This window comes from Phenylobacterium sp. VNQ135, from assembly GCF_049445735.1.
Classification (GTDB): domain Bacteria; phylum Pseudomonadota; class Alphaproteobacteria; order Caulobacterales; family Caulobacteraceae; genus Phenylobacterium.
The window spans coordinates 842,980-857,308 of the sequence record NZ_JBMSDS010000002.1 but is presented as its reverse complement, the minus strand read 5'-3'; the positions used below and the strand labels follow the sequence as shown (position 1 = coordinate 857,308).

Below are 14,329 nucleotides of genomic sequence, written 5' to 3'. Positions count from 1 at the left end.
GGGGAGGGATTTCCAGAGCCTGGAACCCTGACATCTCGCGGCCGGTTGAGCCTGCATGCACAGGCACGCTCTCGTGCTGGGGCTCGCGTTTCTGGGGTTGGCGATACTGGCGGTGCTCGCCGGCTGGGGGTTCTATCAGGTTTCCCAGCCGAGCGACGGCGGCCGCACCCTGGGGCCGCTCTGGCCCTATGTGCTGGGCGGCGCGGCCCTCCTTGCCGTGCTCACGGCGGCGCTCGTGGGCCTGGGCTTCTACGCCGGCCGCCACGGCTGGAAGGAGCGCACCGACGCGCCCCAGCCGCTCAAGCCTCGATATCGGCGCCCCGCATCTCGCGGATGAAGAGCAGGCCGACCACGAAGGTCACCGCCGCCACGGCGATCGGATACCAGAGCCCGAAGTAGATATTCCCCGTCGCCGCCACCATGGCGAAGGCGGTGGTGGGCAGGAAGCCGCCCAGCCAGCCGTTGCCGAGGTGGTAGGGCAGCGACATCGAGGTGTAGCGGATCCGGGCCGGGAACATCTCCACCAGCGCCGCGGCGATCGGCCCGTAGACCATGGTCACGTACAGCACCAGCAGCCAGAGCAGGGCCACGACCAGCGGCGTGTTCACCCGGGCGGGATCGGCCTTGGCGGGGTAGCCGGCGGCCTTCAGGTGTTCCGCGAGGGTGGCGGTCCAGGCCTTCTTGCGGGCGTCGAAGTCGGCCTTCGGCAGGCCTCGGCCGTCGAAGCTGGCCACGGTGTCGGCGCCGATGCGGATGGCGGCGAGGCTGCCGGACGGCGCCGCCTGGTTCACATACGAGACGCCGGCGTTGGCCAGGGCCGATTTGGCGACGTCGCAGGACGAGGTGAAGGCCGTCTTGCCGACGGGGTCGAACTGGAAGGCGCAGTCCGCGGGATCGGCCACCACCGTCACCGGCGCGCTGGCGGTGGCGGCGGCGAGCTGCGGATTGGCGGCCGCCGTGATCGCCTTGAAGATCGGGAAGTAGGTCAGCGCCGCCAGCAGGCAGCCGGCCAGGATGATCGGCTTGCGGCCGATCTTGTCCGACAACCAGCCGAAGACGATGAAGAAGGGCGTGGCCAGGGCGAGCGCGATGGCCACCAGGGTGTTGGCCTGGGCGCCATCGACCTTCAGCATCCGCTCCAGGAAGAACAGGGCGTAGAACTGGCCGGTGTACCAGACCACCGCCTGGCCGGCGGTGAGGCCGACGAGCGCCAGCAGGATGAGCTTCAGGTTGCTCCAGCGGCCGAAGCTCTCGGCGAGCGGCTTCTTCGTGGTCTTGCCCTCGTCCACCATCTTCTGGAAGACCGGGCTCTCGTTGAGACGCAGGCGGATCCAGAGCGAGACGCCGAGCAGCAGGATCGAGACCAGGAACGGGATCCGCCAGCCCCAGGCCTTGAAGGCGTCCTCGCCGAGCTGGGTGCGGACCAGCAGGATGACCACGAGGCTGAGGAACAGGCCGGCGGTGGCGGTGATCTGGATCCAGCTGGTGTACAGGCCGCGCTTGCCGGGCGGGGCGTGCTCGGCGACGTAGGTGGCCGCGCCGCCGTACTCGCCGCCGAGCGCCAGGCCCTGAACCAGGCGCATGACGATGAGCAGGATGGGCGCGGCGACGCCGATCGTCGCGTAGCTGGGCAGCAGGCCCACGACGAAGGTCGACAGCCCCATCAGCAGCATGGTGACGAGGAAGGTGTTCTTACGCCCCCAGAGGTCGCCCAGGCGCCCGAACACGATGGCCCCGAAGGGCCGCACCGCGAAGCCCGCGGCGAAGGCCAGCAGGGCGAAGATGTAGCCCGTGACCTCGTTCACGCCGGAGAAGAAGTGGGCGGTGATGAAGCCGGCGAGCGAGCCGTAGAGGTAGAAGTCGTACCACTCGAACACGGTGCCCACGGACGCGCCCGCGATCACCATCGCATTGCCGCCCCGCGCCGGAGCCGCCTCCGCCGTCGCCATACGCGCCCTCCCCCAGTCTCGTTCTTGGGAAGGACCGTAGGGGTGGAACGGTCAGGCTGGCAACGCCCGGACGGTCAGTCCTTTTCGCCGATCTCGCCGGTGGCGCGCTGCAGGTAGTTCTGCTCGCCCAGGCTGCGGAGCAGGGACAGCTCGGTTTCGAGGAAGTCGATGTGCTCCTCGGTGTCCTTGAGGATCTCGACCAGCACCTCGCGCGAGGCGAAGTCGCCGGAGCTCTCGCACAGCTTGATGCCCTCGATCTGGGTGACCCGGCCGCGGGTCTCCAGCGAAAGGTCGGCGGCCAGGCACTCGGCCACCGTCTCGCCGATGGAGAGCTTGTGCAGGTCCTGCAGGTTAGGCAGGCCGTCGAGGAAGAGGATGCGCTTGATGAGCTTGTCGGCGTGCTTCATCTCGCCGATCGACTCTTCGTAGGTGACCTTGCCGATCCGGGCGAAGCCCCAGTTCTCGTACATCCGGGCGTGCAGATAGTACTGATTGATCGCCGTCAGCTCGTTGGTGAGCACCGCGTTCAAGAGTCGGATGATCGCCTTGTCGCCCTGCATCGCCGAAGCCTTTCGTTCAGTCACTGAACGCGGGAATGCCTGGGCCGATGCGCCAGGTCAAAGCCTATGTCTGCAAGTGATTTGCGCTCGCCAAGAAAAGCGCGGACTCGGCTGCGAATGACTTTCGCTTGCTGAAAAGACGGAGGTTTTCGCTATTCCGCGGCGTAGCGGAGCGCCTCGCGATCCTCGTCCAGCATCTTGCGCATGTCGCAGACGCAGCGGGCGCACTGAGGCGCTGAATCGCAGGCCTTGAAGATCTGGGCCGGGCGGGCCGCGCCGGCCGCGATGGCGGCGCGGACGTCACGTTCGCGGAGGCCGTTGCAATTGCAGACGTACATGTCGGGCGCCGAAGCTCCTGCCTGTCGTATCTTGATCTAGCCACATGATAACGCCTTTGCAAGTCATTCGCATTTGATCCGGGTCATCACATCCGCGCGAGGCGGCGCGCTTGAAAGGCCGCGGGAAACAGGCTCTAGGGCGGCATGGCCGAACCGCTCTGCCGCCTCTACCTGATCACGCCGCCCCGGCTGGACGACCTCGCGGCGTTCGGCCACAGCCTGGCGCACGCGCTGGACGCCGGCGACGTGGCCGCCCTGCAGATCCGCTTGAAGGACGTCCCTGACGAGGTCATCGCCGCCGCGGTCGACGTGCTGACGCCGATCTGCGCGGCGCGCGGGGTGGCCGTCATCCTGAACGACCGGCCCGACCTCGCCGCCCGCCTCGGCTGCGACGGCGTCCACGTCGGCCAGGAGGACGCGAGCTGCGCCGAGGCGCGCCGGCTGATGGGCAAGGAGCGGATCGTCGGCGTCACCTGCCACGACAGCCGGCACCTGGCGATGGAAGCCGCCGAGGCGGGCGCGGACTATGTGGCCTTCGGCGCCTTCTTCCCGACCGCCACGAAGGACGCGAAGACCCGCGCCGACCCGGAGATCCTGGCGATCTGGCAGGAGACCATGGAGACGCCCTGCGTGGCCATCGGGGGGATCACCGTCGATACCGCCCGGGAACTGGCGAGGGCCGGCGCGGACTTCCTGGCCGTCTCGGCCGGGGTCTGGAGCTACGGCGAGGGTCCCGCCGCCGCCGTGGCAGCCTTCAACCGCGAGATCGCCGCGGGCGTCGCCGAGCGCGGCTAGTCCGCGCCGTCGGCATACTGGCGCACGCCGGCCGGCGGCTGGACGAAGGGATGCCGCCGCTTGGTGAACACCATGCGCTCGGGCGACGGCAGCGTCGGGTCGACGAACGCGCCGCCGGCCAGGCCGATGATCTGGTCGTCGTCGAACGGGCCCCACCAGATGTTCGAGCCGCAGCGCGGGCAGAAGTGGAACAGCGTCGTGCTGCCCGGCCGCTGGAAGGTGGCCACCGCGCCCTCCTGGGCGATCATCTGGTCCGGATGGAAATAGGCGGTGACGCCGAAGAAGCCGCCGGTGCGGCGCTGGCAATGGCTGCAGCAGCAGCTGGAAACCATCAGCGGCTCGCCCTGCATCGTCACTCTCAGGTCGCCGCAGTGGCAGGCGGCGACGCGGGTGTTTAAAGGGTCCATGGTCGCAGTTTGGGCGTGCGCCTTGCTTTGCTGCAACCTCGCAACTAGGTTCCGCCGCCCATGATCGCCCAATCGGCCCTCCTGAAAGTGATGAGCGACGCCGCGCGCAAGGCCGCGCGCGGGCTCAACCGTGACTTCGGCGAACTCGCTGAGCTGCAGGTGGCCAAGAAGGCGCCCGCCGACTTCGTCTCCGCCGCCGACCTGAAGGCCGAGCAGGTGCTGTTCGAGGCGCTGACCAAGGCGCGCCCCGGCTACAGCTTCTGGGGCGAAGAGCGCGGCCTGATCGAAGGCACCGACAAGACCCACACGTGGATCGTCGACCCGCTGGACGGCACGACGAACTTCCTGCACGCCATTCCGCACTTCGCGATCAACATCGCGCTGGAGCGCGAGGGCGCGGGCGTGGTGGCGGCGGTCACCTACAACCCGATCACCAACGAGCTGTTCTGGGCCGAGAAGGGCAAGGGCTGCTACGTCAACGACAAGCGCCTGCGCGTCGCCGCCCGCCAGCGGCTGGACGAGTCGGTGCTGGCGACGGGCATCCCGTTCCTGGGCCACGGCCAGCACGCGAAGTTCCTCAAGGAGCTGCACCAGATCAGCCAGCGGGTGGCGGGCGTGCGCCGCTTCGGCTCGGCGGCGCTGGACCTCGCCTGGGTCGCGGCGGGCCGCTACGACGGCTACTGGGAGCGCGACCTGAAGGCCTGGGACCTGGCGGCGGGCATCCTGATGGTCACCGAGGCCGGCGGCAAGGTGACCGACGCCGACGGCGGCGAAGACATGCTGAAGTCAGGCTCGATCGTGGCCGGCAACCTCGACATCCATCCGCTCCTGATGGAGCGGCTGCAGATCGCCGCGAAGTAGCGACTGTCATAGAACGGGCTAAGCTGGCGGCATGATCACGCGCCGCACGCTCGCCGCCCTTCCCGTCCTCGCCGCCGCGGGCCCGACACTCGCCCGGTCGAAGCTTCCCATCGTCATCGCCCATCGTGGGGCCAGCGGCGAGCGGCCCGAGCACACCCGCCTCGCCTACGAGCTGGCGATCGCCGAGGGCGCCGACTTCATCGAGCCCGATCTAGTCGTCACCAAGGACGGCCATCTCGTCGTGCGGCACGAGAATGAGATCGGCGGCACGACGGATGTCGCGAACCGGCCGGAGTTCGCCGCGCGCAAGACGACCAAGACCATCGACGGCGAAAGCGTCACCGGCTGGTTCACCGAGGATTTCACCCTGGCCGAGCTGAAGACGCTGCGCGCCCGCGAGCGGCTGCCGCAGCTTCGCCCCGGGAGCGCGAAGTTCGACGGCCACGCGGAGATCCCGACCTTCGAGGAGGTGGTGAAGCTCGCCAAGGCGAAGGGCGTCGGGATCTATCCCGAGATGAAGCACCCGACCTATTTCGCGGGCCTGGGCCTGCCCCTCGAGCCGCGGCTGGCCGGCGCGCTGAAGGCGGCCGGCCTGGACAGCGCCACGGCCAAGGTCTTCGTGCAGTGCTTCGAGGTCGAGCCGCTGAGGACGTTCGGCAGGCTCTCGAAGGCCCGCAGGGTGATGCTGGTCAGCCAGGGCGCGGCGCCGGTGGATGTCGCCAGCGAGGCCGGGATCAAGGCCATCGCCGGCTTCGCGGAAGGCCTGGGACCGGAATGGCCGCTGGTCGTTCCAGTGAAGGACGGAGCGCTCGCGGCGCCGACGCCGCTGGTCGGCTGGGCCCATGCCGCGGGGCTGCAGGTGCATCCCTGGACGGTGCGGGCCGAGAACGCCTTCCTGCCGAAGACGCTGCAACGCGGCGCAGGTCCCGCCGCCCATGGCGACGCGACGGCGCTGCTGAAGGCGCTCTACGCAGCCGGCGTCGACGGGGTGTTCAGCGACTTCCCCGAGCTGGCGGTGAAGGCCAGGGCCTAGGCCGCCGCGCCGAACTGGAGGGCGGCGAGGCGGGCGTAGAGGCCCTTCTTCGCCACCAGTTCGGCGTGGGTCCCCTCTTCCACCACCCGGCCCTCGTCCATGACGACGATGCGGTCCGCCTTGAGCACGGTGGCGAGGCGGTGGGCGATGACCAGGGTCGTATGGCCCTGCATGGCCACGTCGAGGGCGTGCTGGACCAGCTGTTCGTTCTCGGCGTCGAGGGCGCTGGTGGCCTCGTCCAGCAGCAGGACCGGCGCCTCGCGCACGAGAGCGCGGGCGATGGCCAGGCGCTGGCGCTGGCCGCCCGAAAGGCTGCGGGCCCGTTCGCCCAGCGGGGTGTCCAGGCCCTGGGGCAGGGCTTCGAGGAAGCCATCCGCGTGGGCTGCGCGGACCGCGGCGGCGACCTCTTCGTCCGAGGCCTCGGCGCGGCCGAAGCGGACGTTCTCGCGCGCCGAGCCCGAGAACAGCGGGCTCTCCTGGGCCACCAGGGCGATGCGGTCGCGCACGGCCACGGGATCGGCGTCGCGCAGGTCGACGCCGTCCAGCAGGATGCGTCCGGACTGCGGATCGTAGAAGCGCAGCAGCAGCCGGAAGACGGTGCTCTTGCCCGCGCCGGACGGGCCGACGAGGGCGACCCGTTCGCCCGGCTTCACATGCAGCGAGAAGCCGCTGAGCGCGGGCAGCTCGGGCCGGCCGGGATAGGCGAAGGTCACGCCCTCGAACGCCACTTCGCCCCGGGGCGGCTGGGGCAGCGGGACGGGCTGGACCGGCGCGGCGACGCCGGGTCTGGCGTCCATCAGCTCGCCCACGCGCTCCATGGCGCCGGCGGCCTTCTGCACGTCGCCCCAGGTCTCGCCCAGCGCGCCGACGGCTCCGGCGGCGATCACGGACAGGAAGGCGAACTGGAAGAGCGTGCCCCAGCTCATCTCGCCGCGAAGGCCAGCGTGCACGCCCAGCTGGAAGACGCCCACGATGCCCCCGAAGACCAGCGCGATCACGAGCGCCGTCATCACGGCGCGCGCGGTCATGCGCCGCACGGAAAGACGGAACGACTGCTCGACCGCCTCGCCGAAGGTGTTGGCGGCGGCCGCCTCGCGTCCGAACGCCTGAACGGTTTCCAGCGCATCGAGGCTCTCGCCGGCATGGCCGACGGCGCCGGCGAACTGATCCTGGGCGGTGGCGGTGAGCTTGCGCACCCGGCGGCCGAACAGGAACATCGGCGCCAGCACCACGGGGAAGGACAGCAGCACCAGGCCGGTTAGCTTGGGGCTGACCACCAGCAGCATCGCCAGCGCCCCGATGAGCATGAGCAGGTTGCGGATGGCGACCGAGATCGAGGTGGCGAGCAGGTTCTCGACGATGGCGATGTCGGTGGTGAGCCGCGACAGCACCTCGCCCGTGCGGGTGCGCAGGAAGAAGGCCTGATCGAGGGTGAGGATGTGGGCGTAGAGCGCCTTGCGCAGGTCGGCGACCGCGCGCTCGCCCAGCTTGGTGACGAAGAAGTAGCGGAGCGCCGAGGAGAGCGCGAGGGCGACGGCCACGCCGCCCACCAGCAGGAACCAGCGATCGACGCTGTCGTGAGTGGCGCGCGCCGAGGTCAGGTGGTCGACCAGCAGGCGGATGGCGCCCGACATGCCGAGGGTCGCGGCGGTGGCGGCGACCAGGAACACGCCGGCCCAGGTGGCGTCGCCCCAATGGGCGCCGATGTAGGGCAGCAGGCGCCGCAGCGCGCCGACGTTGCGGCTGCGTCCGCGGCGGTCCGCGGCCTCGGCGAGGTTCTGGGCCAGGGCCTGACCGGCGCTGGGCCGGCCTGGGGCGGAAACCTCCGACGTCCCCGGCTCACTCATCGGGGCTTACTCATCGCGCAACACCTTGCAATCCCGGCGGGCTTTCTCTATACGCCCGGCTTCCTTTTGGCCGCCCTCACCGGCGGCCGCTTCAATTTGGCCGCTCCGACGTGGCCGCTCCTTTACGTCAGGCGCCGACGCGATGAAACAGGACATCCACCCCGACTACCACTTCATCACGGTCGTGATGACGGACGGCACCACCTACAAGACCCGTTCGACCCTCGGCAAAGAGGGCGACACCCTGAACCTGGACATCGACCCGAAGACCCATCCGGCGTGGACGGGCGGCGGTCACCAGCTTCTGGACCGCGGCGGCCGCGTGTCGCGCTTCAACGCCAAGTTCGGCGCCTTCACGCGCAAGTAGGCCGGACCCGCGCAAGCGGGGTCCAGGGCTGCTGAGAGTTTCGAGCGCCGCAGGACTCCTGCGGCGCTTTTCGTTTGCTCCCCTCCGGTGACCTTCCGCGCCCGTTGGCGCGTTCTGCCGTCGCATGGACCAGCACCGACCCTCTTCACCCACCGTGCCCCCGCCCCGCGCGGCCGGGCTGAACTCGGCCCTCGCGCGCAACATCCAGGCCCTGCGCGAGCGGCAGCGGCGCGAAGAGGAGACGGCGAGCCTGCAGGATCGGCTGGCCAGGGCGGTGACGGCGTTCACCGGCAGCATGGTCTTCGTCTACGTCCACCTGGCCGTCGTGCTGGCCTGGGTCGGCGTGAACCTCGGCCTCGTTCCCGGCGTGACCCGCTTCGACCCCACGTTCGTGATCCTGGCCACCGCCGCCTCGGTCGAGGCGATCTTCCTGTCGACCTTCGTCCTGATCAGCCAGAACCGCGCCGCCCAGGCGGCGGATCGGCGGGCCGCGCTCGACCTGCAGATCAACCTTTTGACCGAGCACGAGGTGACGCGCCTGATCACCCTCACCCAGGGCATCGCCGAGAAGCTGGGCGTCCAGGAGGCCCAGGACCCAGCGCTGGAGGAGCTGGAGCGGGACGTGGCGCCGGAGGTCGTGCTCGACACCCTGGAGCAGGTCGAGGAGGACTAGCGCCCGCAGGCCGGCTGGGCTGTACATGTTCGTCCGGCCGTACCGGCCCGGCGAGAAGATGTGAGGAGAGCCCGATGGACGCCGCACAGGAGATCGACGCCAAGATCGCGGGCCTGGCCGACTGGCGGGGCGAGACCCTGGCGAAGGTGCGCAAGCTGATCCACGAGGCGGTCCCGGGGGTCGTCGAGACGGTCAAGTGGCGGGGCGTTCCCGTCTGGGAAGACGCCGGCATCCTCTGCACCGGCGAGACCTACAAGAAGGCCGTCAAGCTGACCTTCGCCAAGGGCGCGGCGCTGCCGGACCCGCACGGACTGTTCAACTCGAGCCTCGAAGGGAACACCCGCCGGGCCATCGACATCCCTGAGGGCGAGATGGTGGATGCGGCCGCGTTCAAGGCGCTGATCCAGGCCGCGGCCGCTCTGAACCGGGCGAAGACGAAGGCCTAGGCCCCGAAGGCGTTCTTGAGCCGGTCGAGGTGGCTGAGGACCGCATTGGCGGGGGCCGCGGCGTCGGCGTTCTCGACATACATCCGGCGATCCAGGTGGCGGACCCGCTCGTAGAGGCGCTCGGCGCGGTCGAGCAGGATGAGCAGCGGCGCGGGCAGGTCCTCGGCGCCGTCGCCGGCCTCGCGGCCGTGGTCCTCCGAGAGGCGGTAGCGGTCCTCGCACGCGGCGGTCGGCGGCATGTCGCCTTCGCGCACGGCGCGCTGCACCAGCAGCCACGAGGCCACCTGCATGAGGCGGGTGGTCAGCCGCATGCTTTCAGACGCGTAGGCCAAGGCCGCGTTGCGCGACAGCAGCTTGGATTCCTGGCGGCCGACGCCGTCGAGATAGGCGGCGGTCTCCTCGACCAGCTCCATGCCTTCCTGGAAGGTCCGCTCGAACAGCTCGGATCGCGCGAAGTCCTGGATGACCGCGGCGCGCCACTGGGGGCTGACGACTTGGGGTTCGGACATCTGGTCTTCAGCTCTCTTCGCGGTCTGGCCGCTTTTGATCCGTACAATGCCGTTCCGTGCAACGGCCGTGCCACTCCCCGGGCCAGCGACCGATGCGCGCGGCCCGGCCGCAGGCTAGTTCCTGGACGAGAAGAGCGCGTCCGCGGCGGCGCGGCCAGCCCGTTTCTTCTCGAGTTGCGCCCGCACGCGGGCGATCTCGGACTGAAGCACCTCGATCCGCTCCTCGAGCTCGGCGGCGCCGTACAGCTCCAGGTCCTCGCGGACGGCCTCCAACAGCCTCTGACCGCGGCCGATCCGAACGTCTGCAGGCTCTTCCATTGCCTGTCTCTCCCTTTCGGCCCCCGAGAATGGGCGCTATCCAATCGTGCAAAGGGCCACCGCGCAAGTTCAGGAGCGTCATTTGAGCGTCACGGAAATGACCGCCATCGCCGTCGAAGGCGGCCGCGGGCCCGCCAGCGCCCTGAAGGCCGTGCGCGCGCCCGTGCCGGAACCGAAGCCCGGCGAGGTGTTGATCCGCGTGCGGGCGGCGGGCGTGAACCGGCCCGACATCGTCCAGCGCAACGGCTTCTATCCGCCGCCGCCGGGCGCGCCCGAGACGTTGGGTCTCGAGGTGGCCGGCGAGGTGGTCGCCGACGCCACGACCATGGGGGGCCGCTGGAAGGCGGGGGACCGCGTCTGCGCGCTCCTGGGCGGCGGGGGCTACGCGGAGTACGCCGTCTGCGACGCCCGCCACGCGCTGCCGCTGCCCGAGGGCCTATCGTTCGAAGAGGCCGCCGGCCTGCCGGAGACCGTGTTCACCGTCTATGCCAACGTCTTCGAGCACGGGGCGCTGAACGCCGGCGAGACCCTGCTGCTGCATGGCGCCACCTCGGGGATCGGCACCACGGCGATCCAGATGGCCAAGGCCGCCGGCGCCCGGGTGATCGCCACGGCTCGCGGGGGCGACAAGGCGAAGGCGGCGCTGGCGCTCGGGGCCGACGTGGCCATCGACGCCTCGACGCAGGACTTCGGCGAAGCGACCACGGCCGCGGGCGGCGCCGACGTCATCCTCGACATGGTCGGCGGCGACTATTTCGCGAAGAACCTGGACGCGCTGAACACCGGCGGACGCATCGTCTACATCGCCGCCCAGGCCGGCGGCGACATCACCGTGCCGGTGTTCCGCATCATGCAGAAGCGGGCGGTCATCACCGGCTCGACGCTCCGGCCCCGCGACGCCGACGAGAAGGCGCGGCTGGCGGCGGCGGTGGAGCGGGTGGTCTGGCCGTGGATCGCGGCGGGCAAGGTCAAGCCGCAGGTGGACCGCACCTTCCCGCTCGCCGAGGCCGCGGCCGCCCACGCCCACCTGGAAGGCGGCGCCCACGTCGGCAAGGTGATCCTGATCGCCGGCTGAGCGGTTATCACGCCGGAACGTCCGCCAGCGCCCCACGTTGGCGGACGATGACAGGCAAGGCGATCCAGCGAGGCCTCACGCACCTGGGCGTGCTCACCGGGCATCCGGCAGCGTTCATCCTGTTCGGCGCATACGTGGCCGCCTGGTTCGTCTTCGACAGGGCCGAGCTGACCTTCCACTCGGTGGCGACGCTGATCACCTGGCTGATGACGCTGTTCATCCAGCGGGCGGAGCACCGGGACACCGAGGCGGTGCAGGCCAAGCTCGACGAGCTTCTCCGCGCCCACGGCGAGGCGCGCAGCGAGTTGACCAGGCTCGACGAGAAGACGGCCTCGGAAATCGAGGAACACCGCGAGGCTGAGCGGCGCGGCGACCCGCCTAGCTAGTGCTTGAAGACGCCCATCATCATGGGCTTGGCGAAGACCGCAGGCGCCGCCTTCGGCCGGACGTCGGGCACCAGCGCCCCGAGGTCGGCGCAGGCGTTCAGGGTGGCGTTCAGCATCTGGGCGGCGATCACCGGATCCACCGGCCGGATCGAGCCTTCGGCGATGCCGTCGGAGATCATCGAGGCGAAACGGTCGGAGACGCGGTTGCCATGTTCCACCGTGGCCCGGCGCATCTGTTCCGGAAGTGCGGTGAGCGCGGAGGTGCGCAGCAGCGGGCCGTGGTCCGAGAGCTGGAATTCGCACAGGGCCGCGGCGCAGGCGCAGAGGCGGTCCCACTCGCTGCCGGGCAGTTCCTGCGCCAGGCGCTGGCCCCGCCGCATGACCTCGAAGGTGCGCTCGAAGCAGGCGACCACCAAGTCGTCCTTGGCGTCATTGTGGTGGTAGAAGCTGCCCTTGGTGACGTTGAGCTCGGCCGAGATCTTGTCGACCGAGGCGCCGCGGTAGCCGCGCCCGTTGATCAGCTTGGTGGCCGCGAGCAGGAAGGTCTCGCGGGCGAGCTCGGGGCCTTCTCGCGCCGCCAAGGCCTCCATCGGGATGGGCTTGGGCGTCCAGGCGTCTTCCTCGGTGGCGACGCCGTGGATCAGGATGTCGTACATCCGGTCGCGGACGCGGAGGTAGTCCTCGGGATCGTACTTCGACAGCCAGTTGTGGGCCCAGAAGAGCTGCTCCAGCAGCATGCGCGTGCGCGCCGTGCGGCGGCCGCGCGACATCCAGGCCAGCTCCGGCGCGTCGAAGATCTGGCGCACCTTTCGGAACAGCCGCCCGTAGGCCTGTGAGGCCTCCTCGCGCCGGGGCTCGTTGAGCGCGCGGATGTCCGAGATGACCGGGAGCGGCGCGGCGTCCTCGACCGCCGTCTGGCGCATCCGCTCGAAGTAGAGGGTGAGCAGGGCGTGCAGGCGCTCGGCCGGCGTCGCGCGCTCCAGGGCCCGCTCGGCCATCTCGAGATAGGCCTCGATGCCGCGGGTGATGCAGGCGGCGGCCAGGTCGTCCTTGCGCCTGAAGTAGTAGGTGACGCTGGTGGTAGAGAGGTCGACCGCCGCAGCCGCGTCGGAAAGGGTCAGACCCTTCACGCCCTTGCGGTTCAGGATGCGGGTTGCCGCATCCAGGATGGCCTCGCGCTTGCGTTCGAACCGGTCCGTCGATCGCGTCGCTGCGCCGCGTTGAGCCATGGACGTATGTTACTCCCCTGAAACGCCTTTCTGCCCCGGAAACGGCGAAGGCGCAAAGGGGTCACCTCACGTCAGCATACCGTTATGTCGAAGCGAACGGGTAGGGCGAGATCGACTTCGTGAAGTCGTCCACGGTCAGGGTGCGGGTGATGGGCTCGGCGGCGCGCTGCGGGCAGGCCGGGCGCTCGCAGATGCGGCAGGCCGGGCCGATGCCGGTCGCGACCGGCTCCTTCAGATCGAGGCCGCGGGAGTAGACCAGCCGCTCAGCGTACTTCAGCTCGCAACCCATGCCGACGGCGAGCTCGGAGTCCTCGCCGGCATAGGGCGTGGCGATGCGCGAGACGGTGCGGGAGAGGGTGAAGTAGCGCTGGCCGTCGGGGGTCTCGATCACCTGGGTGACGATGCGCCCGGGGGTGCGGAAGCTGGAGTGGATGTTCCAGCGCGGGCAGGCGCCGCCGAACCGCGAGAACGGGAAGGTCCCGCCGGCGAAGCGCTTCGAAATGTTGCCGGCGCTATCCACCCGCACCATGAAGAACGGCACGCCGCGCGCGCCGGGCCGGGCGAGCGTCGTCAGGCGGTGGCACGCCTGTTCGTAGGAGACGCCGAAGCGGGCGCGGATCAGCTCCAGGTCGTAGCCGGTCCGCTCGGCCGCGTCGTGGAAGGCCTGGTAGGGCATGAGCTGGGCGGCGGCGAGGTAGTTGGCGAGGCTGACCTTGACCAGGGCCCGCGTGGGCCGGTCGGGCGGGCCGGCGCGATCGGCCAGCGTGTTGAGCAGCTCGCCGTTCTCCAGCACCGCCAGCTGGTAGGCGAGCGCGAACGATCGGCCGGCGCCGGTGAGCACCTCGGACAGGAACAGCCGCTTGCGGTGGTAGTCGAAGCGGCGGACGCTTTCGGGCAGCACCTCGACGGGCACGACGCGCACCTGGACCTTGTGGCGCTCCAGCAGCCGGGCGCGGGCGGCGATGGCGTAGTCCTGCGGCTCGGGCTTCAGTTCGGAGACCAGGCGGTCTGCGGCCTCCTCCAGCTCGCCGAAATAGTTCTTCTGGGCCTGGATATAGTCGCGCACCCAGTCCGACGGAGTGACCACGGAGCTCTCGAAGGCGCCCTCCTCCGGCCGCGCCGCGTAGCCCAGTTCGCCCAGGCGGCGCTGGTCGAGATAGGCGCGGTAGAGGCGGACGATGGCCTCGGAGACGCCGGGGGCGCTGTCGGCCACCTCGGCGATCTCGTGGCGGGCGACGCCCAGGTCGCGGAAGAGCTGGTCGGAGAAGATCTCGGAAAGGCCCGTCGCGCTGGTGTTCTCGGGGTCCGAAGACAGGGTCTTCAGGTCGAGGTCGTAGGCCTCGGCGAGACGCAGCAGCACCTGGGCGGTGACGGGGCGCTGGTTGCGTTCCAGCAGGTTCAGATAGCTGGGCGAGACGCCGAGGTCCTCGGCCATGCGCGTCTGGGTCAGCCCCAGGTCGCGCCGCAGCCGCTTCAGCCGCGCGCCGAGGAACAGTTTACGGTCGGTGGGTCCCAGGGCCATGCCTGTCGTTTTGT

At 70.0% G+C, this 14,329-nt stretch carries 18 protein-coding genes; 9 read left to right on the top strand and 9 right to left on the bottom strand.

All coding sequences use genetic code 11. The features are described 5' to 3' along the window. Positions 1-55 precede the first annotated feature (55 nt). Complete coding sequence (locus tag ACO2Q0_RS10050; RefSeq protein ID WP_423351352.1) at positions 56-337, top strand: hypothetical protein; 282 nt, start codon at positions 56-58, stop codon at positions 335-337. On the opposite strand, the gene ACO2Q0_RS10045 is transcribed toward ACO2Q0_RS10050, so the two are convergent. From ACO2Q0_RS10045 to ACO2Q0_RS10035, 3 genes are all read right to left on the bottom strand, one after another. Beyond that, on the bottom strand, positions 300-1,949 hold the full coding sequence (locus ACO2Q0_RS10045) for an MFS transporter (RefSeq protein WP_423351351.1): 1,650 nt from the start codon (positions 1,947-1,949) through the stop codon (positions 300-302). The genes ACO2Q0_RS10050 and ACO2Q0_RS10045 overlap by 38 nt on opposite strands. Positions 1,950-2,023: 74 nt before the next feature. Further along, positions 2,024-2,509, bottom strand: a complete 486-nt coding sequence (gene bfr / locus ACO2Q0_RS10040) for a bacterioferritin (protein ID WP_423351598.1) — start codon at positions 2,507-2,509, stop codon at positions 2,024-2,026. Positions 2,510-2,661: 152 nt separating this feature from the next. Continuing rightward, on the bottom strand, positions 2,662-2,847 hold the full coding sequence (locus ACO2Q0_RS10035; RefSeq protein ID WP_423351350.1) for a (2Fe-2S)-binding protein: 186 nt from the start codon (positions 2,845-2,847) through the stop codon (positions 2,662-2,664). A 144-nt stretch (positions 2,848-2,991) separates the two neighbouring features. On the opposite strand from ACO2Q0_RS10035, the gene thiE reads away from it, so the two are divergent. Beyond that, positions 2,992-3,642 (top strand): thiamine phosphate synthase, encoded by a 651-nt coding sequence (thiE, locus tag ACO2Q0_RS10030; RefSeq protein WP_423351349.1) that lies wholly within the window; start codon positions 2,992-2,994, stop codon positions 3,640-3,642. Here the strand turns inward: thiE and ACO2Q0_RS10025 are convergent. Next, on the bottom strand, positions 3,639-4,049 hold the full coding sequence (locus tag ACO2Q0_RS10025; protein ID WP_423351348.1) for a GFA family protein: 411 nt from the start codon (positions 4,047-4,049) through the stop codon (positions 3,639-3,641). The two genes, thiE and ACO2Q0_RS10025, sit on opposite strands and share 4 nt — an antisense overlap. 60 nt (positions 4,050-4,109) lie before the next feature. Here ACO2Q0_RS10025 and ACO2Q0_RS10020 point away from each other — a divergent pair, with 60 nt between their 5' ends. Both ACO2Q0_RS10020 and ACO2Q0_RS10015 read left to right on the top strand, forming a co-directional pair. Next, positions 4,110-4,910 carry an inositol monophosphatase family protein gene (locus ACO2Q0_RS10020; RefSeq protein ID WP_423351347.1) on the top strand — a complete coding sequence of 267 codons (801 nt, stop codon included), beginning with the start codon at positions 4,110-4,112 and terminating at the stop codon, positions 4,908-4,910. 31 nt (positions 4,911-4,941) lie between these two features. Next, the gene (locus ACO2Q0_RS10015; protein WP_423351346.1) at positions 4,942-5,943 is read left to right on the top strand and encodes a glycerophosphodiester phosphodiesterase; all 1,002 of its coding nucleotides are present in this window, start codon (positions 4,942-4,944) and stop codon (positions 5,941-5,943) included. On the opposite strand, the gene ACO2Q0_RS10010 is transcribed toward ACO2Q0_RS10015, so the two are convergent. Further along, positions 5,940-7,790: an ABC transporter transmembrane domain-containing protein gene (locus ACO2Q0_RS10010; protein ID WP_423351345.1), complete on the bottom strand. Its 1,851-nt coding sequence runs from the start codon at positions 7,788-7,790 to the stop codon at positions 5,940-5,942. The genes ACO2Q0_RS10015 and ACO2Q0_RS10010 overlap by 4 nt on opposite strands. 142 nt (positions 7,791-7,932) lie before the next feature. On the opposite strand from ACO2Q0_RS10010, the gene rpmE reads away from it, so the two are divergent. The 3 genes from rpmE to ACO2Q0_RS09995 all read left to right on the top strand — a co-directional run bounded on the left by rpmE (position 7,933) and on the right by ACO2Q0_RS09995 (position 9,276). After that, a complete protein-coding gene (rpmE, locus tag ACO2Q0_RS10005) occupies positions 7,933-8,157 on the top strand; it encodes a 50S ribosomal protein L31 (protein ID WP_309093237.1) in 225 nt (74 codons plus the stop codon). A gap of 154 nt (positions 8,158-8,311) precedes the next feature. Continuing rightward, the gene (locus ACO2Q0_RS10000; RefSeq protein ID WP_423351344.1) at positions 8,312-8,830 is read left to right on the top strand and encodes a DUF1003 domain-containing protein; all 519 of its coding nucleotides are present in this window, start codon (positions 8,312-8,314) and stop codon (positions 8,828-8,830) included. Positions 8,831-8,904: 74 nt separating this feature from the next. Further along, positions 8,905-9,276 (top strand): DUF1801 domain-containing protein, encoded by a 372-nt coding sequence (locus tag ACO2Q0_RS09995; protein WP_423351343.1) that lies wholly within the window; start codon positions 8,905-8,907, stop codon positions 9,274-9,276. Here the strand turns inward: ACO2Q0_RS09995 and ACO2Q0_RS09990 are convergent. After that, positions 9,273-9,785, bottom strand: coding sequence for a DUF1465 family protein (locus ACO2Q0_RS09990; protein WP_423351342.1), 513 nt, complete (start codon positions 9,783-9,785; stop codon positions 9,273-9,275). The genes ACO2Q0_RS09995 and ACO2Q0_RS09990 overlap by 4 nt on opposite strands. Positions 9,786-9,899: 114 nt before the next feature. Next, a complete protein-coding gene (locus tag ACO2Q0_RS09985) occupies positions 9,900-10,103 on the bottom strand; it encodes a DUF1192 family protein (RefSeq protein ID WP_423351341.1) in 204 nt (67 codons plus the stop codon). A 97-nt stretch (positions 10,104-10,200) separates the two neighbouring features. Between ACO2Q0_RS09985 and ACO2Q0_RS09980 the strand changes: the two genes are divergently transcribed. After that, positions 10,201-11,178, top strand: a complete 978-nt coding sequence (locus tag ACO2Q0_RS09980) for an NAD(P)H-quinone oxidoreductase (RefSeq protein WP_423351597.1) — start codon at positions 10,201-10,203, stop codon at positions 11,176-11,178. A gap of 47 nt (positions 11,179-11,225) precedes the next feature. Continuing rightward, a complete protein-coding gene (locus tag ACO2Q0_RS09975) occupies positions 11,226-11,564 on the top strand; it encodes a low affinity iron permease family protein (RefSeq protein ID WP_423351340.1) in 339 nt (112 codons plus the stop codon). Here the strand turns inward: ACO2Q0_RS09975 and ACO2Q0_RS09970 are convergent. Together ACO2Q0_RS09970 and ACO2Q0_RS09965 are read right to left on the bottom strand one after the other, a co-directional pair. Then, positions 11,561-12,793 (bottom strand): TetR/AcrR family transcriptional regulator, encoded by a 1,233-nt coding sequence (locus tag ACO2Q0_RS09970; RefSeq protein ID WP_423351339.1) that lies wholly within the window; start codon positions 12,791-12,793, stop codon positions 11,561-11,563. The genes ACO2Q0_RS09975 and ACO2Q0_RS09970 overlap by 4 nt on opposite strands. Positions 12,794-12,875: 82 nt before the next feature. After that, positions 12,876-14,315 carry a helix-turn-helix domain-containing protein gene (locus ACO2Q0_RS09965; protein WP_423351338.1) on the bottom strand — a complete coding sequence of 480 codons (1,440 nt, stop codon included), beginning with the start codon at positions 14,313-14,315 and terminating at the stop codon, positions 12,876-12,878. Positions 14,316-14,329 lie beyond the last annotated feature (14 nt).

Excerpts from the sequence above, each read along its gene's own strand:
- ACO2Q0_RS09980 (WP_423351597.1), top strand. The coding sequence starts at position 10,201 with ATGACCGCCATCGCCGTCGAAGGCGGCCGCGGGCCCGCCAGCGCCCTG.
- ACO2Q0_RS10050 (WP_423351352.1), top strand. The coding sequence starts at position 56 with ATGCACAGGCACGCTCTCGTGCTGGGGCTCGCGTTTCTGGGGTTGGCG.
- thiE (WP_423351349.1), top strand. The coding sequence starts at position 2,992 with ATGGCCGAACCGCTCTGCCGCCTCTACCTGATCACGCCGCCCCGGCTG.
- rpmE (WP_309093237.1), top strand. The coding sequence starts at position 7,933 with ATGAAACAGGACATCCACCCCGACTACCACTTCATCACGGTCGTGATG.
- ACO2Q0_RS10020 (WP_423351347.1), top strand. The coding sequence starts at position 4,110 with ATGATCGCCCAATCGGCCCTCCTGAAAGTGATGAGCGACGCCGCGCGC.
- ACO2Q0_RS09990 (WP_423351342.1), bottom strand. The coding sequence starts at position 9,785 with ATGTCCGAACCCCAAGTCGTCAGCCCCCAGTGGCGCGCCGCGGTCATC.
- ACO2Q0_RS09995 (WP_423351343.1), top strand. The coding sequence starts at position 8,905 with ATGGACGCCGCACAGGAGATCGACGCCAAGATCGCGGGCCTGGCCGAC.
- ACO2Q0_RS09965 (WP_423351338.1), bottom strand. The coding sequence starts at position 14,315 with ATGGCCCTGGGACCCACCGACCGTAAACTGTTCCTCGGCGCGCGGCTG.
- ACO2Q0_RS10010 (WP_423351345.1), bottom strand. The coding sequence starts at position 7,790 with ATGAGTGAGCCGGGGACGTCGGAGGTTTCCGCCCCAGGCCGGCCCAGC.
- ACO2Q0_RS10045 (WP_423351351.1), bottom strand. The coding sequence starts at position 1,949 with ATGGCGACGGCGGAGGCGGCTCCGGCGCGGGGCGGCAATGCGATGGTG.
- ACO2Q0_RS09975 (WP_423351340.1), top strand. The coding sequence starts at position 11,226 with ATGACAGGCAAGGCGATCCAGCGAGGCCTCACGCACCTGGGCGTGCTC.
- bfr (WP_423351598.1), bottom strand. The coding sequence starts at position 2,509 with ATGCAGGGCGACAAGGCGATCATCCGACTCTTGAACGCGGTGCTCACC.
- ACO2Q0_RS09970 (WP_423351339.1), bottom strand. The coding sequence starts at position 12,793 with ATGGCTCAACGCGGCGCAGCGACGCGATCGACGGACCGGTTCGAACGC.
- ACO2Q0_RS10015 (WP_423351346.1), top strand. The coding sequence starts at position 4,942 with ATGATCACGCGCCGCACGCTCGCCGCCCTTCCCGTCCTCGCCGCCGCG.
- ACO2Q0_RS10025 (WP_423351348.1), bottom strand. The coding sequence starts at position 4,049 with ATGGACCCTTTAAACACCCGCGTCGCCGCCTGCCACTGCGGCGACCTG.
- ACO2Q0_RS09985 (WP_423351341.1), bottom strand. The coding sequence starts at position 10,103 with ATGGAAGAGCCTGCAGACGTTCGGATCGGCCGCGGTCAGAGGCTGTTG.
- ACO2Q0_RS10035 (WP_423351350.1), bottom strand. The coding sequence starts at position 2,847 with ATGTACGTCTGCAATTGCAACGGCCTCCGCGAACGTGACGTCCGCGCC.